Source organism: Streptomyces sp. NPDC050636, from assembly GCF_040654775.1.
Taxonomy (GTDB): domain Bacteria; phylum Actinomycetota; class Actinomycetes; order Streptomycetales; family Streptomycetaceae; genus Streptomyces.
The window spans coordinates 1-21,231 of record NZ_JBFAIP010000015.1; the positions used below are offsets into that span (position 1 = coordinate 1).

At 70.9% G+C, this 21,231-nt stretch carries 19 protein-coding genes and 1 tRNA gene; 12 read left to right on the forward strand and 8 right to left on the reverse strand.

Features of this window, described 5'->3' with window-relative positions; genetic code table 11:
• Positions 1 to 632: 632 nt before the first annotated feature.
• Both AB0I10_RS14950 and AB0I10_RS14955 read left to right on the forward strand, forming a co-directional pair.
• Complete coding sequence (locus AB0I10_RS14950) at positions 633 to 1,340, forward strand: bifunctional DNA primase/polymerase (protein ID WP_363152863.1); 708 nt, start codon at positions 633 to 635, stop codon at positions 1,338 to 1,340.
• Between the two features lie 290 nt (positions 1,341 to 1,630).
• The gene (locus AB0I10_RS14955) at positions 1,631 to 2,245 is read left to right on the forward strand and encodes a hypothetical protein (protein ID WP_363152864.1); all 615 of its coding nucleotides are present in this window, start codon (positions 1,631 to 1,633) and stop codon (positions 2,243 to 2,245) included.
• 252 nt (positions 2,246 to 2,497) lie between these two features.
• On the opposite strand, the gene AB0I10_RS14960 is transcribed toward AB0I10_RS14955, so the two are convergent.
• From AB0I10_RS14960 to AB0I10_RS14970, 3 genes are all read right to left on the reverse strand, one after another.
• Positions 2,498 to 3,463 carry a DUF5926 family protein gene (locus tag AB0I10_RS14960; protein ID WP_363152865.1) on the reverse strand — a complete coding sequence of 322 codons (966 nt, stop codon included), beginning with the start codon at positions 3,461 to 3,463 and terminating at the stop codon, positions 2,498 to 2,500.
• A gap of 156 nt (positions 3,464 to 3,619) precedes the next feature.
• Positions 3,620 to 4,228, reverse strand: a complete 609-nt coding sequence (locus AB0I10_RS14965) for an ATP-binding protein (RefSeq protein ID WP_363152866.1) — start codon at positions 4,226 to 4,228, stop codon at positions 3,620 to 3,622.
• A 140-nt stretch (positions 4,229 to 4,368) separates the two neighbouring features.
• Positions 4,369 to 5,214, reverse strand: coding sequence for a glycerophosphodiester phosphodiesterase (locus AB0I10_RS14970; protein ID WP_363152867.1), 846 nt, complete (start codon positions 5,212 to 5,214; stop codon positions 4,369 to 4,371).
• A 325-nt stretch (positions 5,215 to 5,539) separates the two neighbouring features.
• Here AB0I10_RS14970 and AB0I10_RS14975 point away from each other — a divergent pair, with 325 nt between their 5' ends.
• From AB0I10_RS14975 to AB0I10_RS14985, 3 genes are all read left to right on the forward strand, one after another.
• Positions 5,540 to 7,024 (forward strand): trypsin-like peptidase domain-containing protein, encoded by a 1,485-nt coding sequence (locus AB0I10_RS14975; RefSeq protein ID WP_363152868.1) that lies wholly within the window; start codon positions 5,540 to 5,542, stop codon positions 7,022 to 7,024.
• Positions 7,025 to 7,066: 42 nt separating this feature from the next.
• Positions 7,067 to 7,153: transfer RNA gene (locus tag AB0I10_RS14980), tRNA-Ser, on the forward strand.
• A 149-nt stretch (positions 7,154 to 7,302) separates the two neighbouring features.
• Positions 7,303 to 7,749, forward strand: coding sequence for a GNAT family N-acetyltransferase (locus AB0I10_RS14985; RefSeq protein ID WP_363152869.1), 447 nt, complete (start codon positions 7,303 to 7,305; stop codon positions 7,747 to 7,749).
• A gap of 1,705 nt (positions 7,750 to 9,454) precedes the next feature.
• Here AB0I10_RS14985 and AB0I10_RS14990 read toward each other — a convergent pair.
• Entirely contained in the window at positions 9,455 to 10,300 is an 846-nt protein-coding gene (locus tag AB0I10_RS14990; RefSeq protein WP_363152870.1) for a bifunctional DNA primase/polymerase, read from the reverse strand.
• 619 nt (positions 10,301 to 10,919) lie between these two features.
• Between AB0I10_RS14990 and AB0I10_RS14995 the strand changes: the two genes are divergently transcribed.
• The 7 genes from AB0I10_RS14995 (at position 10,920) to AB0I10_RS15025 (ending at position 17,104) form a co-directional block, all read left to right on the forward strand.
• Positions 10,920 to 11,231, forward strand: a complete 312-nt coding sequence (locus AB0I10_RS14995) for a hypothetical protein (protein WP_363152871.1) — start codon at positions 10,920 to 10,922, stop codon at positions 11,229 to 11,231.
• Positions 11,232 to 11,449: 218 nt separating this feature from the next.
• On the forward strand, positions 11,450 to 12,697 hold the full coding sequence (locus AB0I10_RS15000; protein WP_363152872.1) for an acyl-CoA dehydrogenase family protein: 1,248 nt from the start codon (positions 11,450 to 11,452) through the stop codon (positions 12,695 to 12,697).
• Complete coding sequence (locus AB0I10_RS15005; RefSeq protein WP_363152873.1) at positions 12,694 to 13,596, forward strand: OB-fold domain-containing protein; 903 nt, start codon at positions 12,694 to 12,696, stop codon at positions 13,594 to 13,596. Before AB0I10_RS15000 ends, AB0I10_RS15005 begins: the two co-directional genes overlap by 4 nt.
• A gap of 1 nt (position 13,597) precedes the next feature.
• Positions 13,598 to 14,818, forward strand: coding sequence for an acyl-CoA dehydrogenase family protein (locus tag AB0I10_RS15010; RefSeq protein ID WP_363152874.1), 1,221 nt, complete (start codon positions 13,598 to 13,600; stop codon positions 14,816 to 14,818).
• A complete protein-coding gene (locus AB0I10_RS15015; RefSeq protein ID WP_363152875.1) occupies positions 14,815 to 15,228 on the forward strand; it encodes a MaoC family dehydratase in 414 nt (137 codons plus the stop codon). The genes AB0I10_RS15010 and AB0I10_RS15015 overlap by 4 nt, the downstream gene beginning before the upstream one ends.
• The gene (locus AB0I10_RS15020; protein ID WP_363152876.1) at positions 15,225 to 16,391 is read left to right on the forward strand and encodes a lipid-transfer protein; all 1,167 of its coding nucleotides are present in this window, start codon (positions 15,225 to 15,227) and stop codon (positions 16,389 to 16,391) included. Before AB0I10_RS15015 ends, AB0I10_RS15020 begins: the two co-directional genes overlap by 4 nt.
• Positions 16,392 to 16,570: 179 nt before the next feature.
• Positions 16,571 to 17,104 carry a SigE family RNA polymerase sigma factor gene (locus AB0I10_RS15025; RefSeq protein ID WP_363152877.1) on the forward strand — a complete coding sequence of 178 codons (534 nt, stop codon included), beginning with the start codon at positions 16,571 to 16,573 and terminating at the stop codon, positions 17,102 to 17,104.
• On the opposite strand, the gene AB0I10_RS15030 is transcribed toward AB0I10_RS15025, so the two are convergent.
• From AB0I10_RS15030 to AB0I10_RS15045, 4 genes are all read right to left on the reverse strand, one after another.
• Positions 17,037 to 17,681 (reverse strand): hypothetical protein, encoded by a 645-nt coding sequence (locus AB0I10_RS15030; protein ID WP_363152878.1) that lies wholly within the window; start codon positions 17,679 to 17,681, stop codon positions 17,037 to 17,039. The genes AB0I10_RS15025 and AB0I10_RS15030 overlap by 68 nt on opposite strands.
• Before the next feature lie 70 nt (positions 17,682 to 17,751).
• The gene (locus AB0I10_RS15035; protein ID WP_363152879.1) at positions 17,752 to 18,543 is read right to left on the reverse strand and encodes a hypothetical protein; all 792 of its coding nucleotides are present in this window, start codon (positions 18,541 to 18,543) and stop codon (positions 17,752 to 17,754) included.
• On the reverse strand, positions 18,540 to 20,207 hold the full coding sequence (locus AB0I10_RS15040) for an ABC transporter permease (protein WP_363152880.1): 1,668 nt from the start codon (positions 20,205 to 20,207) through the stop codon (positions 18,540 to 18,542). Before AB0I10_RS15040 ends, AB0I10_RS15035 begins: the two co-directional genes overlap by 4 nt.
• Positions 20,204 to 21,070, reverse strand: coding sequence for an ATP-binding cassette domain-containing protein (locus tag AB0I10_RS15045; protein ID WP_363152881.1), 867 nt, complete (start codon positions 21,068 to 21,070; stop codon positions 20,204 to 20,206). The genes AB0I10_RS15040 and AB0I10_RS15045 overlap by 4 nt, the downstream gene beginning before the upstream one ends.
• Positions 21,071 to 21,231 lie beyond the last annotated feature (161 nt).

Below are 21,231 nucleotides of genomic sequence, written 5' to 3' on the forward strand. Positions count from 1 at the left end.
GTTGAGTGGTTTTGTGCGGTATGTGTGGCCGCGCAAGTTCCTCAATAGCATCGCAAACCCCCATGTCATGCTGCTCCGCTATCAATGCCTCCACATGTACACGCACCGACGACATGATGTCCAGCATTGTCCCGATGGGGTTTGCGGTGTCAACGAGGTCTGTATATTGGCCTGAAAATAGCCCCCCGAACGTCAATTTGAGGTCGACTGACGGCGATCGACAGCGCGTCATCTCCACAGTGGCGGGTACGTACTCGGAAAGGTGCGGCGCGAGTTGGGGCCGCACGGAACTCTCCGGCGGGCACTGACGTCTCATACGACGACGACCGCGACGCACCCGCTCGTGGCGGGATCGCACGACGGAAGCGCAAGCGCCATGCGCGCGCCACCCTCCGCCACGTTCCACGCTCGGCGTACGGCGTGATGCGCTGCCTAGTACAGCGGTGACCAAGGATCCACGCGGCGTGATCGATGTGTGATCTATGGGTGAGTGATCGACGTGTGATCGGCCCCCGGGTCGCTTGACCAGGTCGCATGAAGCGCCACGCAGCAGATGAAGCAGCACGAAGCGGCATTCGGCATGTAGTGCGATGGACCTAGCCCTCGGCGTTAACGGAAAGGAACGAGCGCTCATGCGCGAGATCCTCGGAAGGCGACGCAAGCTCCTGTTCCGGCGCGGTGGAAGGTCGGCGCTGCTCGGCGCGGCGCTCCACTGCGCCACCGAGTGGCGGTGGCCCGTACTCCCCGGTGTGGGACTGCGGTCCGGCGGCCGGCAGCCCGTCGGCGGCCGGCTCGGCCTCGGTGAGCGGGCCACCCGCCCCTGCGGCTGTCCCGACCCCGACTGTGTGGTGCCCGGCGCGCACCCCTTCGACCCCGGGCTGCTGGCCGCCACCACCGATGCCCGGATGGTGCGCTGGTGGTGGGCGAACCGCCCCGACGCCCCGGTTGTGCTGGCCACGGGTGGCCGCGCGCCCTGCGCGGTGAGCCTGCCGGCCGTGGCCGGCGCCCGCGCCCTCGCGGCGCTGGACCACTTCGGCGTCCGCCTCGGCCCCGTGGTGGCCACGCCCACCCGCTGGTCGCTGCTCGTATCGCCGTACGACCTGGCGGAGTTGGGTGAACTGCTGAACTCGCAGGAATGGGTGCCCAGCTCGCTGCGATTCCACGGCGAGGGCGGCTATGTGGTGCTCCCGCCGTCCCAGATCGGCGCCGGCAAGATGCGCTGGGAGCGGCCGCCGGCCACTTCGGCCGCGCCCTGGCTGCCGAAGGTCGCCACGATCGTCGACGCGCTGGTCATGGCGAGCACCAGCACCCCGGACGGCGACAGCCGGCTCGCGTACTGAGCGGAGTGTCGGGCGACTACTGAGACCGGCCGAAGTTCCCGGCCAGGCGGTTCGCGGCGTGGCCAAAACCCGTCGTTCGTCACAGTGGTTGAGGTAGAGCGGAGCGCGTCGTCACGCCGTGCTCCGCACGCCCCGGAAAGAACGCGCGGGCAGTTCACCCGTACGGGTGTGAGCGGCCCGGATGACTACGGGAAATGGGTGTGCGAGCCCCCGGGGGCACGGCCGTCGACCGATAGGTTCGGCGCACCGTCAAGCCGTCGTCGACGGCACATCAATCGCAGGTGACTCCCATGCAGCGTGCGCCCAATCCCCGCCTGATCGCGCTGACCGGCACAGTGGCCCTGGCCATCGCCGTCCCGTTGGCCGCCGCGACGGCCGGCCCGGCAGACACCTTCGCGTCGGACACGAGGGCCCAAAGAGCCGCCGACCAGAGCAAGGCCGACAAGTCCGGTAAGCCCGGTGGTGGCAGCGGAGCCGGCGGCGGGACGCACGGCAGGACAGCCCCCGGTCCGCTCGCCGATCTGGAGCTCCCACTGCTGTCCGACGGCGGCCGGACCACCCGCTGCGGCCCCGAACTCGCCTCTCCCCGGGGGATCGAGGCCCAGACCTGCGTGCTCGCCGAACAGGGTCTGACCTGGGCACGGACGTATTACCGCAACCCGACGGGCGAGTCGCTGCGCGCCGTACTGACGCTGCTGCGGCCGGACGGCAGGACCGTCCAGGTGCACTGCGAGGTGGCGGCGGAGGGCGTGCCGGGGATGTGTGAGACGCCGACCGGGGCGACCGTACGCAAGGACCGGCTGCCGTACGGCGCCGTGGCGGAGTTCTCCGATGCTGCGGGGGAGCAGCTGCTGCTGCGCTCCGGCGGCAACTCGGCACCGGAGAGCGCTGGTTCGGACCAATGAGGATGCGGGGTGCGGGGCGGCGAAAGGCCGCGCGCCATGACGTCCGGCGGCGGACGGGGAAGGACTCCCCGCGGCGGACATGGAAGCGCCCGGTCGCTGGCGACGGGGGATGCACCAGCGACCGGGCTTTTAGAACCGTAACAAGAGATCGGCGGTTCGCAAATTCGATCGTGGATTTCAGGACGCCTATTTACCGGCAGGTATGGGGAGTTGTGACGGGTGTCACGCGTGTGCCTGCCGGGGTAGGGATCGTCAGCTCAGAGTGATCTGGCGGTTGGTGAGCCCGCCGCGCGACCGGCGCTCCTCGGTGGTCAGCGGGGCGTCCGACGCGAGCGCTCCGGTGAGCCGTTCGGCGAACGCGGCGGCCGGGCCCGCGACGTCCTCGGCGGTCATCGTCGAGGGCAGGTCCCAGACCGGGACGACCAGTCCGTGAGCGCGGAACGACCCGACGAGGCGGGTGCCTTCGCCCAGCGAGGAGGTGCCCGCCGCGTGCAGCCGGGCGAGCGCGTCCAGCAGCTTCTCCTCGGGGTACGAGGTGACCCAGCGCAGGTGGTTCTTCTCGGGGGCCTCGCACCAGTACGCGCCCTCCAGGCCGGGGATCCGGGCGGTGGGGATGGCCGCGGCGTTGGCCCGCTCCAGGGAGGCGGCGACCTCGCCGGTGGCGTTCTCGGCGTTCTCCACCCAGAACTCGAAGCCGGTGTGCACGGTCGGCTCGAAAGCCGCGCCCGGGTCCAGCAGATCCTGCAGCCGCGGCCCGTCGGCGGCGGTCCGTCCGGCGGCGACCGGATTGCCCGGCTTCGTGGCCAGCGCGCGCTGGAGGGTGTCCGCGAGGTCGCGGCTGATGTCGCCGGAGGCGGTGTCGTTCTGCAGGCCGAGCAGCACCGCGCCGTTGTCCCGGCGCAGCGCCGGCCAGGCCATCGGCAGCACCGTCGCCAGGGTCACGGAGGGGACGCCTTCGGGCAGCCCGTCCTTCAGCGTCAACTCGGCGGTGGCGGCGGGCACCAGCTCGCGCAGCGCCACCCAGTCGCATTCTCCCGGCAGGCCCTCGAACGGCCGCTGGACCAGCTCGGTGGCGGCGTGCGCCGCGCTCCGGCCGTGACAGGCCTTGTAGCGGCGGCCGGAGCCACAGGGGCAGGGCTCACGGGCGCCGACGACCGGCACCTCCCCCGTCGTCTGCGGTGCTGCGGCACGGGGCTGGGGGCGGCGCTTCTTGGCCATGGCGGCGGTGTCTCCTGGTCGATCCTGGGCGAACGGACGCGTTTCGGCGCGAGCCTAGAGGATGCGTGCCGTAGGGCGGTGTATGGCTGCGCGGCGCGGAGATGTCGGGCCGCTTCGGGCGGGCCCGCTCGCCGCGGGCTGCGCGCCGGGCGCCTGCTACGCCGGATCGTCGAAGTCCGCGAAGGCCAGTCCGGGCGGCAGGCCGGGGCCCAGTTCCGCCGCGAGCGACGGCGGCAGATCGCCCGTCAGATCGCTTCTCAGATTGCGGGCGAGATCCACGCGCGTAGCGAACGCGCCCTGAAGAGAGAGAACAGCCCAGACCGTGACCTCGCCCGCGATGGTGTCGCGGACGCCCCAGTCCTTGGCGAGCGATCGGATGATCGCCAGCCCGCGGCCCCCGTGCGCCGTGACGGACGGAGTGGCCGGAAGTGGCCGGGTCGGGCCGCCGCCGTCGGTGACCGAAACCGTCAGTCTTCCCTGGGCGTCGATGCGCCAGGCCGCGCGGACGGACGCGGGCGGGGTGTCCCGTGAGGGGTCCCGTACGGAATTTGACGATCCGTTTTCGTATATCGGACGTGCATGCCGACAAGAATTGCTGAGGAGCTCGGAGAGAATGAGAACCGCGTCATCGACGACTGTGTCCTGAACTCCACTTGCCAACAGCTCTTCGCGCATGCGTCGTCTGGCCTTGCCCACACCCGTCGGACCATGGGGTACGGCCATGATCGACGACGTCGGCACCTCTTGTGCCACCACCAACGCCACCCCCGAGACCTCCTTTGCCCCACGCCACGGGATGAATGCCCCATTGGACTGGACCGGAAACCGGCCAATCACAACCCAGTGACGCACTCGACACGATCGAATACGGGCCGAATGCGCCGGTGCACACCCTGTGATGAGCCTTAGCCAAGGCCGAGCTGGGCTCGTACCTGTTTGGGGCGGTTGGTGATGATTGCGTCCACACCCAGATCCCGGCACAGCTCGACGTCGTCCGGCTCATTCACCGTCCATACGTGGACGCGGTGGCCCGCGGCATGTGCCTTGGCGACGTATTCGGGGTGCGAGCGCAGGATCCTTATGCCGGGGCCTGCGATGCCGACGCCGGGCGGCAGCCGGCCGTCGCGGTGCCGCGGGGTGAGGAACTGCATCAGGAAGACGCCGGGGATGTGCGGCGCGGCCGCCCGTACACGGTGCAGCGAGCGGGCCGAGAAGCTCATGACGCGGACCGGCGGCGCCTGGCCGTCGCCCAAGGCCGGTTGTGTATGCCCGAACCTTCCGAGCAGCTCGACCAGCCGCTCCTCCACCTGTCCGGCCCATCGGGTCGGGTGTTTGGTCTCGATGGCCAGCTCGACCCGGCGTTCCGCGTCGGCGACCAGCTCCAGCAGCCGCTCCAGGGTCAGCACGGACGTCCGCTCGGGGTCGTCGTACTGCAGGTCCGGGGCCTCCCGGTCGTGTGCGCCGGCCTTCCAGGAGCCGAAGTCGAGCGTGGCGAGGTCGGCCAGCTCCAGGGCGGAGACGGCGCCGCGCCCGTTGGAGGTGCGGTTCACCCGCCGGTCGTGGACGCAGACCAGATGTCCGTCGGCGGTCAGCCGGACATCGCACTCCAGGGCGTCCGCGCCGTCCTCGATGGCCTTGCGGTAGGCGGCCAGGGTGTGCTCCGGGGCGTCCTCGGAGGCACCTCGATGGGCTACCACGGAAATGGCGTGCGGACCCGGACGGGCGTCCTGGGCGGGGCGTGCATAGGTCACCGCGTTATCGTGCCATCCGCCGTCGTGGGGCCGCCTGTGCGGTACCTGATGGGCTTCGCAGGGGATGCGCCGGATTTGTCCGGCATAAAGGATGGGGGGAACGGTCACAGCCTCGGCTTACGGCGCTCTGACGCGCGGTGAGTAAGGCTAGGACGTCGAGACTCGCCCGTATCGCCCGGATCCTGAATCCTGGAGTTCCGGAAATCCCGGAGTAGCGGATCCTGGAGGTCCGGTTTGGCATCCCTGTAGGCAGAGGAAGCGGTAGATCCGGAAGAAACGGCCCGGGGCCGTGGGCCGGCACGGTCATGAAGCTGAGGAGAGAGCTGTGAGCACCGAGAACGAGGGAGCCACCGGCCCGTCGGAGGCCATGCCGCCAACGGGGCCGCAGGCGTCGGACAGCGCCCCCGCGTCCGCCTCCGGCGCACAGACTCCGGACACCCCGCCCGTGCCGGCCACTCCCCCCGCGGCGCCCCCGCCGCCGGACTTCGCGCCGACCACCTCCGGAGCCCCGCACGGTCACGCCGGTCCCGCCCCCGTCGGCGGCACCCCGGGCGATCAGGACCGTACGGTGACGATGGGCGCGCACCCGCAGCCGGGCCGGCCGCACTCCGGTGGCGGCTGGGGCCAGCAGCCTCCCTACGGGGGCGGCGGTGACCCCTGGGGCGCGCCCGGCGGCTCCGTCCCCAGGAAGCGCAACGGCGGCCTGATCGCGGCCGTCCTGGTGGCCGCGCTGGTCGCGGGCGGCATCGGCGGTGGCATCGGCTTCTGGGCCGCGGGCCGCGACGACACCGCCTCGACGACGGTCAGCGCCCCCGGCAACCCCGAGGCACTGAACCGCAAGCCCACCTCCGTCTCCGGGATAGCGCAGAAGGCGCTGCCCAGCGTGGTGACGATCGAGGCGCAGGGCATGACCGGCGAGGGCGGCACCGGCACCGGCTTCATCTACGACAAGCAGGGCCACATCCTCACCAACAACCACGTCGTCGCCAGCGCGGCCGAGGGCGGCGGCAAGCTCACCGTGACGTTCTCCAACGGCAAGAAGTACGACGCCGAGGCCATCGGCCGCGCCGAGGGCTACGACGTCGCGGTCATCAAGCTGAAGCACGCCTCGGACGCGGTGCTCCAGCCGCTGCCGCTCGGCAGGTCCGCCAATGTCCAGGTGGGCGACGCCACCATCGCGATCGGCGCGCCCTTCGGCCTGTCCGGCACCGTCACCACCGGCATCATCAGCGCCAAGGACCGCCCGGTGGCCTCCAGCGACGGCGGCGGTACCAGTGCCTCGTACATGAGCGCCCTGCAGACGGACGCCTCGATAAACCCCGGGAACTCCGGCGGCCCGCTGATGGACGCCGGCGGCAATGTCATCGGCATCAACTCCGCCATCCAGTCGGCCGGCAGCGGCGGCCTGGGCGGCGAGCCCCAGCAGTCCGGCAGCATCGGGCTGGGCTTCGCGATCCCCATCGACCAGGCGAAGCGGGTGGCGCAGGACCTGATCAAGACGGGCCGGCCGGTCTATCCGCAGATAGGCGTCCAGGTCGGCATGAAGGACACCGGCGACGGCGCGACCATCGCCCAGAGCGGCAACAACGGCACGGACGCGGTGACCCCGGGCGGCCCCGCCGACAAGGCAGGCCTCCGGCCCGGCGACACCATCACCAAGCTCGACGACACGGTGATCGACAGCGGCCCGACCCTGATCAGCGAGATCTGGCAGCACAAGCCCGGCGACCAGGTCACCCTCACGTACAAGCGGGGCGGCAAGGAGAACACCGCCCAGGTCACCCTGGGGCAGCGCACGGGCGACAAGTGACGCGCTAGGCTGATCCCGCGACACCGCTCGGCGGTGCCGCGGGGAGGCTTGCCCGAGCGGCCTAAGGGAACAGTCTTGAAAACTGTCGTGGCGGCAACGTCACCGTGGGTTCAAATCCCACAGCCTCCGCAGAGGGTCACAAAGCGCAGGTGAGAGGGCCACCCGGTGTTCTGCCGGGTGGCCCTCTCGGCGTTCCGATGAGAGGCAGTGGGCACGTGGCGTCGCGGAGGGCGGGTATAGGGGGCAGCGTCACAGGGCGCGGGGCGTACCGGCCGACGGTGTTGATCCGGCGGGCGGTCGTTCGCGACGGCAAGCGGCTCACCCGGCTCGTACGGAACTCGGCTGCCTACCAAGGTCCGTATGCGGCGATGGTCGCGGGGTATCGGGTGGGTCCCGACTACATCGAGGCGAACCGGGTCTTCGTGGCCGTCGACGAGGCTGATGACGGCCGGCTGCTCGGCTTCTACTCGCTGATCGTCGACCCGCCCGAGCTGGACCTGATGTTCGTGGCGGACGACGCGCAGGGCCTGGGCATCGGCCGCCGGCTGATCGAGCACCTACGGGGCGAGGCGCGGGGTGCCGGGCTGGACAGCGTACGGATCGTCTCGCACCCGCCGTCCGAGGGCTTCTACCGCAGCGTGGGTGCCCGGCTCACCGGGAGTGTGCCGGCGAACCCGCCGGCGGTGATGTGGGCCCGGCCGGAGCTCGCCCTTGCGGTGGCGTGAAACTCCAAGTCGCCCATTGTTGCTGGCATTTGCCATGGCGTAGAGGTGAACTGCGCTTTGTTCAATGTTTCTGACGGGTAGTTGTGGCTGCTGATGTCTCGTGTCCTGCGTGTCACAGCCGGCAAATCCAGTCCCCGAAGGGCGAGTTCGGCGAGGCGCCTTCCATTGACTTCCCGTGTGTGTCCAAGTCCCGTCATTTTCATGGCTATTTCGCTCCCCGCCGCTGGTGTTTCGATTGATCGATCATTTCGCCCGCGTTATAGGAAAGATCGTCAGCAGGAGATTTGGCCGACCTGGCGGCAAATGTGATTTGCGCTACGCCCCGTAGGGGAACTGGCACTGCGTTCCCTGCGGGCGGCGGGAGTTCCTCCTGGTGGAGGCCTGGATCGCATCCGGCGAAGGTCTATACAAACTTCCTGACGGGCACGCAGTGCCGGTTTGCGTTACGGCCGGAGAGGTGTGCAGGGGATCGTGCGATGGCGGTGCCGACGACGCCGACCGGTACTGTATGGGGTTACCAAACGCCGAACTTCTGAGCCACTGTGCGTCGTGGGTCTCCCCATGGGGTCCACGAATGCTGGCCCCGGAAGGGAGGTGGCCCGATGGGCTCTCGACATAGCCCAAGGGTCACCGCAGCAAGTGGGACCGGGTGTGCGCAATGCGGCCTGGTGGTCCGGTCCGTTACTCACGACTCACTGGGTTGTGAAGGACCGGATTCTTCCCCCTTGCAACGCGAAGGGCCCCGACCAACTGGCCGAGGCCCCGCGCGCGGTGAGTGGTAGAGAGCCTCATCCCCAACGGCTTCGCGGGCTACAGGGGGTGGGGCTCTCGCCCGTTCACGTCTGCATGATGTCCGCCGACCCGAGACTCGGGTTCATGATTCGCCGCGTTTCTCACACCGAGAGGTGTGATGCAGATCACCTTTTCGCGAACACGTTGGCTCCATCTTGCCTCGTAATTGGGGTGCAGTGCGACCATTGGCCGGATCTGGCTCCAGCTCTGAGCTTGTTACTGACTGGAATCGTCGCAGTTCATAGTCGACCCGGCGGGATGTAAGTGGTGCGGATCACATCATTTCCGCTGCTCGTCGTGACGCATTCACCACGATTGATTCTCACCTGATCGGGTGAGTTCGAACGTCTGGATGTACCGGTTGGGGCGAAATGTCGCACCCATGGCGCGTACGGGGTGGAATCGGCGTGGTAACGGGCTTCTTTGACAGTTCTTCGGCGGTTCTTGGTCGATGATGACGCGCCTGGCCCGTCTCGCTACGTTCGGTGATCGATTGCTGGTGCGGGCGGTCGATCGGGCAACTCGCTGGTTTATGGCCGCCTTTGCGGAAAGAACTCGTTAATGCCGCATACATCGCGGACTTTTGAGGATCTGGTGGCCGACGTCGAGGCCGAGGCCGTATCGGTGGACGGCTGGGACTTCACCTGGCCGGCGCGGGGCGGCTGTCCACTTCCTGCGGAAGGTGGTCGGGCTGGGTTGGGGTTGGGTGATCTGCCTGGGTGAGCGGGGCCCGAAGGGGGAGGGCCCCGCTCGCCTCGCCCCCTGTCACGCCGGCGCGATGAGCTCCACGTGGTCCGGGCTCCACAGGTCTTCGGTGCCGTCCGGCAGCAGCAGGACGCAGCGGCAACAAGCGACAACGGCGCCGCACCCGTCAACGTACCGGCCCCCCGTCGGCGCAGGCCAAGCGCAGCGGCTAGCGGTGGGCCGCCGACGCGATCGTGGCGCGGGCCTCCCGTTCGGACAGGCCGGTGTGGCGGGCGGCCTCGATGAGCCGGGCGGCGAGTTCGTGGCTGAGACCGGACTCGCAGGCGCGGCAGGCGGCCCAGAAGAGGCGGGCGTTGCGCTGACCCGTGGGGGAGGCGCGGACGAAGCGTACGAGCGCGGCGGCGGGGTGGTGCGGGGCGCCATGGCGTGCGGGCGGTGGCGGGGGCGTGAGGAGGGTGAGCAGCGCGCGCGGCGCGGCGGCGGGTCGGCCCGGGGTGCCGGGGGCGAGGACGTACCGGCCGCGGGTCGTCAGTGATCCGGGGCCGACCAGATAGCCGCCGGCGCCGCGGATGTCGATGCCGGGGGCGAGCCGGCCGGCGGAGTTGGGGACGGGCGGCGCCGGTGGGCCGGTCAGCCAGAGGTGGCGGCCGCCGCTGGGGGTGAGGACGGTGACCGTAGGCGGGATCGGGAAGCGGTGCTGTTCAGCGATGAACTGGAGGGCGGTGAGGCCGTCGGCGCCGTTCTTGGTGTCGAGGTCGAGGCCGATGAGGTGGTGCGGCGGCAGGCCGCAGGCGATGCCGTAGCCGGTGGCCCAGGGGGTGGCGGCGAACATCCGGCGGATCTCGAAGGGGTCGGTGCTCGCGTCGTGTGCGCCGTGTCCGAGGCGGCCGCACTCACCGCGGCAGGCCGCGGTGTCCGGGCGGTCGTGGCGGCCGTGGTGCGGTGAGCGGATGGCGGGGAGTTTGCCGCGGGTCAGCGGGATGACGGCGTAGCCGCGGTCGGCGGCGGTGAGCGCGTGGGCGAGTGCGGCGGAACCGGGGTCTCCCCTGCGCATGGGCGTCCCCCCTGCTTGAGCGGAGTCGAGAGCTTGGGGGAGCAGTGGAGAGCTTGGGGAAGGGTCCGGGTGGTCCGGCCGGGCGTGGGCGTACGGCTGGGAGCGACGGGCGGGCCGGAGGTCGGGGCGCGGCTCGGGCGGGAGGCCGGCGGGCGGTGCGGCATGGCTTCGGGGCATGGCCATGGTTCTATTTTCGTACAATTGTTCGAGAAGGGGAAGGGGGTGGGTGGGGGGATCGGGGGGTGTGTAAGGGGGATCAGGGGCGCGCTCAGGGTTTACCCGGGGTTCCTCACGCTTGCGAGCGAATCGCCCCTTCCCGGTGGGTTCGCCGGGGATTCGGTGGGCAGTCCTGAGTCCGCGACGTCGAGGCAAGATCCGCGGTGGCCGGCCAACCACCCGGTGGACAAACGGAGTTCACGAAGGTCAGCTCGCAGATCAATCCACGCAGACAGATCAATCCACGCAGATCGAGAGCGGATCGAGAACTTCCACAGGTGGCACCGGACTTCATCGGACCCGCAGGGTCCACATGTCCCAACAGGTCCGGTAGATCCAACGGGTCCGGTGGCTCCAGCAGATCCAGCAGGTCCAGAAGTTGTGTTCCGTAGGAGGAATAGACATGGCAAGCACCCGTACAGCCCGCGTCATCGCTGTCGCTGCGGCACTGCCCTTTGCGGTCGCGCTCCTCAGCGGTGTGGCGCAGGCCGACAACGGCGGCTTTGCGAACAACGGGTCGAGCGCGGCGGCGGTGAGTCAGGGGGGAGTCGGCGTCGGCGGGGACAACGACGGAAACGCGACCAACGGCCAGCAGGTCGCCAATGGCGCCGGCGCCTCCAACCAGAACAACACCGCGAGCGTGAACGGCTCCGGCTTCACGGAGATCGAGCAGGCCAACACCACCACCACCGTCAACTTCGCGGAAATGTGGTGACGCCGAGCGCCGCTGGGGAGAGCGGCGCCTGACCGGCGGGTGATACGAGGTACGGCGCAGGGGCAATTGGGCTGCTCTGGGGTTCACTGCGCCGACCTTGACAGCGAGCGGGTTTCTGACGGACAGTCAGAAACCCGCTCGCTCGTTCGTGCGCCCGGCAGGTTCACCGGAAGGTCCAGCCGGGAGTACGCCGACGCCGCCACCAGGAGGCCGCCGACGTGCACCTCGCCCCTACCGCGCGCCAGCAGCGGCTGCGTGCCGAACTCCGCTCGTACTTCCGGGAACTGCTGCCCCACGGGCCGGTCGAGGACGCCGCCGGGCAGCGCGCGGTCCTCCGCCGGATCGGCGCCGACGGCATGCTGGGCCTGGGCTGGCCGACCGCGTATGGCGGTCAGGGGCGCGGTGCCGACGAGCAGTTCGTCTTCTTCGACGAGGCCTACCGCGCCGGCGCGCCGGTCTCGATGGTCACGCTCAACACCGTCGGCCCGACCCTGATGAAGTACGGGACCCGGCGCCAGAAGGACTACTTTCTGCCGCGCATCCTCAGCGGCGAGATCGTCTTCGCGATCGGCTACACCGAACCGGACGCCGGCACCGACCTCGCCTCGCTCCGTACGAGAGCGGTGAAGGACGACAGCGATGGCGGCGGCAATGGCGATGGCGGCGGCAATGGCGATGGCCACGGCAACGGCGATTGCCACGGCGATGGCCACGGCAATGGCGGCGGCCACTGGGTGATCGACGGCAGCAAGAGCTTCACCAGCAACGCCCAGCAGGCGGACTGGATCTGGCTCGCCTGCCGTACCGACCCCGAAGCCCCCAAGCACAAGGGCATCTCGATCATCCTCGTACCGACCGACGCGCCCGGCTTCTCCTGGACGCCGATCGAGACGGTCGGCGGGCTCACGACCACCGCGACCTACTACGACGGCGTCCGCGTCCCGGCCGGGAACCTCGTGGGCGAGGAGAACGCCGGGTGGGGCCTGATCACCAACCAGCTCAACCATGAGCGGGTCGCCCTCGCCGCCATCGGCATGCAGGCCGAGGACGCCTTCGACGCGGCGCTGGCGTACGCCCGCGCGCCGGACGCGGGGACCGGGCAACGGCCCGCCGACCGTGCCTGGGTACGGTCCCGGCTCGCCGAGGCGCACGCCCGGCTGGCCGCCACCCGGCTGCTGAACTGGCGGCTGGTCGGCGATGTGGGGGCCGGGACGCTCGGCCCCGGCGACGCCAGCGGCGTGAAGTTCGCCGGTACGGAGAGCACCGTCGAGGTCTACCGGATGTGCCAGGAGGTGGTCGGCGACACGGCGCTCGTGCGGGCCGGTTCGCCGGGCGCCTTCGGGGACGGCGAGCTGGAGCGGATGAACCGTGCGGCGCAGATCAACACCTTCGGGGGCGGCGTGAGCGAGGTCCAGCGGGAGATCGTGGCGACGATGCGGCTGGGGATGCGGAGGGGGCGGCGGTGAGCGAGGACGTGTATCCGCGGCTGAAGGCGTACGAGGGGCAGGCGGCCGCCGTCGCGGCTGTCGGCAAGGACCCCGTCAACGAGCCCATGATCAGGCACTGGTGCGAGGCGATGGGGGACACCCACCCCGCCTACCAGGGGCCGGATGCCGTCGCCCCGCCGACGATGCTGCAGGCCTGGACGATGGGCGGGCTGTCCGGGCACACCGACCGCTCGGCGGCGTACGACGAGCTGTTCGCGCTGCTGGACGGCGCCGGGTACACCTCCGTCGTCGCCACCGACTGCGAGCAGGAGTACCTGCGGCCGCTGCGCCCTGGGGACCGGATCACCTTCGACGCGGTGATCGAGTCGGTGTCGGAGCGCAAGACCACCAAGCTGGGGACGGGGCACTTCGTCACGACGCGGATGGACGTACGGGTGGCGGGGCGGCTCGCCGGGACGCACCGCTTCCGGATCCTCAAGTACGCGCCTGCGGCCAGGAAGCCGAAGGAGACGGAGCATCGGCGCCCCCGCCCCGTGATCAACCGCGACAACGCCGGGTTCTGGGATGGAGTCGCGGCGCACAAACTGCTGATCCAGCGGTGCGGCGGCTGCCGGACGCTGCGTTTCCCCTGGCTGCCGGGGTGCAATGGGTGCGGCTCGCAGAAGTGGGACACGGTCGAGGCGGGCGGCGAGGGCACCGTCTACTCGTACGTGGTGATGCACCACCCGCGCTTCCCCGCCTTCGCGCCTCCCTATGCGGTGGCGCTGATCGAGCTCGCGGAGGGGGTGCGGATGGTCAGCAATGTGGTCGGAGTGCCGTACGACAAGGTGCGGATCGGGATGCCCGTACGGCTTGAATTCCAGTGCGTGGAGCCCGGGTTGGAGCTGCCGGTCTTCCGGGTCGAAGGTGAGGGCTGAGATGGACTTCACGCCTACGGAGGAGCAGCGGGCCGCGAGCGGGCTGGCGGCGGAGATCTTCGCGGACCGGTCCACGCCCGACCGGCTGGCGGCGCTGGGCACGGCCGCCGACACCGAATTGTGGAAAGCGCTGTGCGCGGCCGGGCTGCCGGGCGCCGTCGAGGACATCGGGCTGCTGGGACTCGTCCTGCTGCTGGAGGAGCAGGGGCGTACGACGGCACAGGTGCCGCTGGCGGCGACTGCGGCGTATGGGCTGTTGGCGGTCGCCGCGCATGGGACGGATGAGCAACGGGCGCGGCTGCTGCCGGGGCTGCGCGAGGGGTCGGAGGTGGCGACCGGTGCGTTCGTACGGGGCGGCGGAGGGGCTGCGGTACGGGCAGCGTCCGCCGGTCGGCGCGGTGCGCCGGGCCGGGGCCGGAGGCGGGCGCGGGCGCGGCTGACCGGCGCCGTCCCTGTGGTGCCGTGGCTGTGCGAGGCCACCCTGCTGCTGGTCCCGGATGCGGACCGACGGCTGTGGCTCGTACGGGCCGGGGACCCCGGTGTCGGCATCGAACCGGTGGCGACCACCGCGCCGTGGTCGGCGGGCCGGCTGACGCTGGACGGCGCGTGGGCTGAGCCGTTGGGGGACGATGCCGGCCCCTTGCAGAACGAGGCCGGGCCGGAGCCGTCTGACGACGTCCTGAAGCGATACGACGGAGATGTGACGCCGCACGACGAAGCTGTGACGCCGTACGACGACGTCCTGGCGCGGCCCGACGAAACCGTGACGCCCTACGACGACGTCCGGGCCACCGCCCGCACCGCCTTCGCCGGGCTCCAGGCGGGGGTCTGTGCGGGCGCCCTGGCCCGCGCCGTGTCCCACGCCTCCATGCGTGAGCAGTTCGGCCGCCCGCTCTCCACCAACCAGGCGGTGCTGCTGCGGGCCGCCGACGCGTACATGGACACCGAGGCGATCCGGGTCACCGCGTACGAGGCGGCCTGGCGGCGGGACGAGGGCCTGGATGCCGGCTCACACGCGCTGACCGCCGCCTGGTGGGCGTCCGAGGCGGGGAAACGGGTGGTGCACGCGGGCCAGCATCTGCACGGCGGCATCGGCGCGGACGTCGAACACCCCGTCCACCGGCACTTCCTCTGGGGCAGGCAGCTGGACGCGTACCTCGGCTCCGGCGCGCAACTGCTCGAAGAGCTGGGCGAGTTGATCGCAAAGGAGACCGCGGCATGACCACCGTCACAGCGACGGTCGGGGACGAACTCCCATCCCTCACCGTCCCCATCACCCGCACCCTGATCGTCGCCGGGGCGGTCGCCTCGCGCGACTACCAGGACGTGCACCACGACGCGGAGGCCGCCCGGGAGAAGGGCTCCCCGGACGTCTTCATGAACATCCTGACCACGAACGGCCTGGTCGGCCGCTACATCACCGACCACTTCGGCCCGCGTTGTGTCCTGCGCAAGGTCGCCATCCGGCTCGGCGCGCCCAACTACCCGGGGGACACGATGGTGTTGAGCGGTACGGTCACCGCCGTCGACGGCGAGACGGCGCAGATACGGGTCGTCGGCGCGAACGGCCTCGGCCGGCACGTCACCGGCACTGTCACGGTCACCGTCGGCCTTCCGGAGGGCGCGATATGAGCGTGCGCCGCGCGGATTCGCTCGGCGGCCGGGCCGCCATCGCCGGCATCGGCGCGACCGAGTTCTCCAAGGACTCCGGGCGCAGCGAGCTCAAGCTCGCCGTCGAAGCGGTGCACGCCGCGCTCGACGACGCCGGGCTGACCCCGGCCGATGTCGACGGCCTGGTCACCTTCACCATGGACACCACCCCCGAGATCACCCTCGCGCAGGCCGCCGGTATCGGCGAACTGTCCTTCTTCTCCCGCATCCACTACGGCGGTGGCGCGGCCTGCGCCACCGTCCAGCAGGCGGCGCTGGCGGTCGCGTCCGGCATCGCCGACGTGGTCGTCTGCTACCGCGCCTTCAATGAACGATCCGGCCGCCGTTTCGGTTCCGGCGTGCAGCAGCGTGAGCCGTCCGCCGAGGGCACCGCGCTCGGCTGGAATCTCCCCTTCGGGCTGCTCACCCCGGCCTCCTGGGTCGCCATGGCCGCCCAGCGCTATCTCCACACGTACGGGCTGGCACCGGACGCCTTCGGCCATGTCGCCGTCACCGGCCGGCGCCATGCCGCCCGCAACCCGGCCGCCTACTTCTACGGCCGGCCCATCACCCTCGCCGATCACGCCGCCTCGCGCTGGATCGTCGAACCGCTGCGGCTGCTGGACTGCTGCCAGGAGACGGACGGCGGCCAGGCGCTCGTGGTGACCTCGCCCGAGAGGGCCCGCGATCTCCCTCAGCCACTCGCGCTGATCACCGCCGCGGCTCAGGGAGCCGGCCGCGCCCAGGAGCAGATGACCAGCTTCTACCGCGACGATCTGACCGGCCTGCCCGAGATGGGAGTCGTGGCCCGCCAGCTCTGGCGCACGGCGGCGCTTGCCCCCTCCGACATCGACACCGCCATCCTCTACGACCACTTCACCCCCTTCGTTCTTCTGCAGTTGGAGGAGTTCGGCTTCTGCGGGCCGGGCGAGGCGGCCGATTTCGTCGCTGCGGACGTGCTGCCGCTGAACACGCACGGCGGGCAGCTCGGCGAGGCGTACCTGCACGGCATGAACGGCATCGCCGAGGCCGTCCGCCAGATCCGCGGCACGTCGGTCAACCAGACTCCGGGTGCCGCGAACGTCCTGGTCACGGCCGGTACGGGGGTCCCGACGTCGGGACTGATTCTCAGCAGGGACGGCTGACGGCCGCGGGGGCGCCCGTCTCACCCGGCCGGGTCACCCGTCCCTAGGGCCTACGGGTAAACCCCCATCCGTCAGTCCTGAGGAGGTGGGGCCGGCATCACCCGTACAACTTGAGAGGGATAGCGCTTCGGCACCTGGGGCCGATCCCTGGACCCCGCCCCCGCTTCTAGCGTTGAGCCATGACCACGCCAGTGTGCACAAGCGCTTCGACGGCCGCTGTGTTCCCGTCGTTCTCGTCCTATGTACGGGCCCGGGGGCCGGTGCTGCTGCGCGCCGCGCGGTCGCTCACCGCGAACCCGAACGACGCCGAGGACCTGCTGCAGACCGCGCTGACCAAGACCTTTGTGGCCTGGGAGCGCATCGAGGACCACCGCGCCCTGGACGGCTATGTCCGCCGCGCGCTGGTCAACACGCGCACCTCCCAGTGGCGGAAGCGCAAGGTCGAGGAATTCGCCTGCGACGAACTTCCCGAGCCGGAACCCGTCCCGGCCCCGGACCCGGCGGAGCTCCAGGGTCTGCGCGACGCGATGTGGCGCGCGGTGATGCGACTGCCCGCCCGCCAGCGCGCCATGGTCGTCCTCCGCTACTACGAGGACCTCAGCGAGGCCCAGACCGCCGAGGTCATGGAGGTCTCCGTCGGTACGGTCAAGAGCGCCGTCTCCCGCGCCCTGGCCAAGCTTCGGGAGGACCCGGAGCTGGCGATGACGTGGTGACCCATTCCGACGGGTGGGCCAGAACGGGACCGGACACCGTTTCCGCCCCGGCGGTGTGCAGCAGCCAGCGCACCTCATCACACGCATAGAAATCCTCGCCCCAGCTGTCGGCCCAGACGCGGACCCGACGGTCCCCCGACTGCGTTGCGTCCCACCACGCCCAGCCCCGGGTCTCGCTGTCGGGATCGAATTGCCACAGCCACCACTGGATATCCCAGGGCCGGTTGCCGAATTCCTCCTGGTAGCGGGCCTTGCCGCGCCGGGCGAATTCCGTGAGGTCCGCATCCGGCTCACCCGGCTCACCCGGCTCACCCGGCTCATCCGGCGTACGGCTCACCGCGACGAACCACGCCGGAATCGCCTCGACCGGCAGATCCTCATCGTCGAACGTCGCCGAAACGGCCAGCTTCAGTGCGGCGGATACGACGGCCCGCACCCGTTCCATGTACGCCGTCGGATCCACGTCCTGGTGCAGGACCACGTCGAAGACGGAGAGGACGGGTGGAGCCCCGTCCTCCGGAGGACGGGCCGCTACCCGCTGCTGCTCCTCCCGCAGATCACCCAACTCGTGAAACATGAGGCCACCCCCGGTGCAGCATGCCACGCGGCTGGTCGTGATCCGTGAACGACGGTGGCCACCGCCCCTGTTACTCCGAGGACCGGGTCGGCATCCGCCTGGAATTCACGGAGTTCGTGGAGCTGCCAGGGTTCGCGGTCTGTCCTCGCGACGCCGGGCGGCCCGCCTCATCCAAGCCCCGTGCCGCGTGGCGAGCGCGTCCGCTGCGCTGCCGCCGGGGCTCGCGCAGCAGCAGCCCGGTCACGGCCACAGCTATGCCGGCCACTCCCGCCCACAGTTGGCGGGACATCCCCCACTCCGGTGTGAGCGGCTGAGGGAAGAGTGCCACCCCGTCGGGCAGCGGCAGGAGCATCGCGGTCAGGAGGAGCAGCGCCGCCCCCGGCGCGGCTACCAGGCCGCCGCCGATACCTGCCGTGGCCTTCAGGCCCGCCGATGCGAGCATGAGTACCACCAGGAGCAGCGCCCCGGCTTCCAGGGCGAGGCCGGGCTCCGGCAGTAGTTCGCGTTCCTCGCCGGTGATGGCCGACCGGCCGAGGAGCAGTACGGCGGTCCAGAGCGCGCCGGCGGTGATCACAGCCGTGAAGGCTCGAAGGCCGTGCAGCAGCAGGCGGGGCGTGGGCACCACCTCGGTCGTGCGGGCCGCCGGGTCGTCCAGCATGAAGGCTGCGCCGAGCGCGATCAGAACCGTGGCCACGCGCATCAGGAGCACGCCGTCGGTGAGCCGCAGATGCGCGGACAGCGCGGCGGGGATCCCCACCAGGAGGACGGCCGCGAGACCGGCGCCCAGCAGCGGTGTTGTCCGGGCGGCGCGCAGCACCGGTGGGAGGAGGACCAGGGGGAGCGGCTTGCCCGGTCGGCTCATCGGCAGGCCCCTTCCGTGCCGGGGACCGGCGCCGGGGCGGGCACTCCGAGGAGGTTTGCGGCCCGGTCGGTCGAGGTGTGCGCGGAGGACAGCTCGGCCCAGGACGCCTTCACGCGGGCACCGATCTCGTCGGCCGGCCGCCGCAGCAGGCCCATCGCCAACTCCTGCTCACGGGAGTCGAATCCGAGCCCCGTCGCGGACTCCAGGACGAGGAAGCTGAAGCCGCCTGCGGAGCGGGTCGCCAGGTCACGGAGGGCGCGGTGCGTGCCGTCGGTCGCCTGACCGGCCAGCCACAGGACGAGCACCCCGCGCGATCCGCACACCATGTCCGTCTTTGGGCCGTGCGGCACGGAGCCGGTGACCGCCCGATGGGCGAACAGCGCCGAGAATTCGGCCACGGCGTCGCCGGCCGCGTCGCCCCCGGCGTCGCCCTCGCTCCACCACGTACCGACCGGGACCGCTCGTGGTGTACCGGCCCGCAGATCGTCGGCGTCCCAGGCCGCCTGAGGAAGCGGCGTATCGCGGTGGGACTCGACGCCGCTGCGGAAGGTGCGCTGGCGGACCGCGTAGCGGGCGTCGGCGACCTTGCGGGGGGTGCGGGCGAGGACGCCCCGTACGACCTTGTCCCAGTCCTGGGCGCGGTCCTTGAACTCGGGAAACGCGCAGTACTCGACGGTGTCGAGCGTGGTGCACACCTGCTGGGCCACCGGGTGCTCGGTGGCTTCGGCCCGCGCTTGGACGATGTCCGAGGGGAGGGGCCGGGTCTGGAGTGTGCCCGCGAGGACGGCGAGCGTCGCTGCGGCCGCGGTACCCAGCCGCAGCGGGCCCGCGCCCGGCTGCGCGGCGGCCGGAGCATCGCTCGGCGCGCGCCGCAGCAGCGCGAGCGCGGCGCAGAGTCCGGCGAGGGCGAGCAGCCACAGAAGGTGCCACCCGGCGGGCCGTCCCACCAGGTCCGATGGCAGCGGTGGGGCGAATTCGTCCTCGATGGCGACGATGGCGAACCAGCGCCAGGCGGCGGTGTTCTGCACCGCTGCGACGAAGGTGCACGCGGTCAGCCCGGCCAGTACGAGTGGTGCCACCGAGGGGGATGCGCTGAGGCGGGCCAGCAGTACGCCAAGGGCTCCGGCCAGCAGCACCGTTGCGGGCGGCGTCGCGATCTCCGGCCACTGGACGGTGCCCACGGCGCCCGGCTTCGCCGCGAGATATCCGATCCGTGCGAGTGCGAGCGCCGCGGTCAGTGCCACTGCGGGCAGCAGCGACAGGAGATGGGCCGTGGTGCGGTTGCGCGGGCCCAGGCCCAGCACCTCGTAGAGGGGCTCGACGCTGTGGCGGCGCCCGCGCAGCATGCCGAGATTGGCGGCGAGCAGGGTGCCGATCGCGAGCAGCAGCAGCGGGACCTGGAGGTACCGGGATTCGTCCTGGAGCACCGGATAGCGGTTGGCCGCGTCGCCGGTGGCCGCCGCGTATGCCCACAGCCCCAGATATCCGGCGAGGGATGCGAGCATCGCGGGGTGCCGCAGCAGACGGAGCGCCTCGACGCGGGCAAGCGCCAGGACGGCGCCCCGGCTGGGGCCGGGCGCGGGCGGCCGGGCGGAGGTGCGGTTGCCGGCGCGGGCACTGGCGGGTGGTGTGAAGGGGCCGGTCATCTCGGTCATGTCCTTCATGCCGCGTTCTCCCGTGCGGCGGTGGCGTCGAGGAGCAGCAGATAGCCGTCCTCCAGGGTGGGTTCGAGCAGCGGGGCGCCGGGCGGCGGCGAGCCGATGTTGCGTACGGTGCCGACGCCGGTGCGCCAGCCCGCCAGCGCGCGGGGATCACGCTGCTCGCTGCTCCACACCCTGCCGCCGGCGACGGCGGCGAGCGCGGGTGGTTCGCCGTCGAACTTGATGGTGCCGCTGTCGAGAACGATGACCCGGCGGCAGAGCGCGGCGACATCCTCGGTCTGGTGCGTGGACAGCAGCACGGTGCGGCCATCACCGAGATCGGCGATCAACTCACGGAAGCGGAGGCGCTGTTCGGGGTCCAGGCCGACGGTCGGCTCGTCGAGAATCAGCAGCTCGGGGTCGCCGACGAGCGCGGCGGCGAGCGCGACGCGCTGCCGCATGCCCCCCGACAGCTGTTTGATCTTCTTGCCCCGGCGGTCGGGCAGGCCGACGGCATCAAGGACGCGGAGGACCTCGCGGTGTCTGGCGGCCCGGTCCTTCATCTCCTTGAGGATGGCGACGTAATCGACGAACTCGAAGGCCGTGAAGTGGGGATGGAAGCCCGGGTCCTGCGGCAGGTAGCCCAGTCGGCGGCGTATTCCCAGCCGCCCCTCGGGGGTGTACGGGTCCATTCCGAGGACGGTGAGCGCGCCGCTGTCGGGCAGCGCGGCGGTGGCCAGGGCGCGCAGCAGGGTTGTCTTGCCCGCGCCGTTCGGCCCCAGCAGGCCGGTCACGCCGGGCTCCAGTACAAAGGAAATCCCGTTCAGCGCACGGAATTTGCGGTACGCGACGGTCAGTCCCTGGGCCGACACGGCTGCGCGGTTCATGGCACGTTCCCCTCTTCACGGCAGTGAGATCAAGCGGTCTTTACGGCGGGGTAGGTGGGCTTTGCGGTGGTGGCGTGGGCTTCGAGGGTGCGGTGGACCGCGTGGCGGTGAGATCGAGCCAATCGCCGGGTGGGGCGCTGGTGGGATCGCCGGGCAGGTCG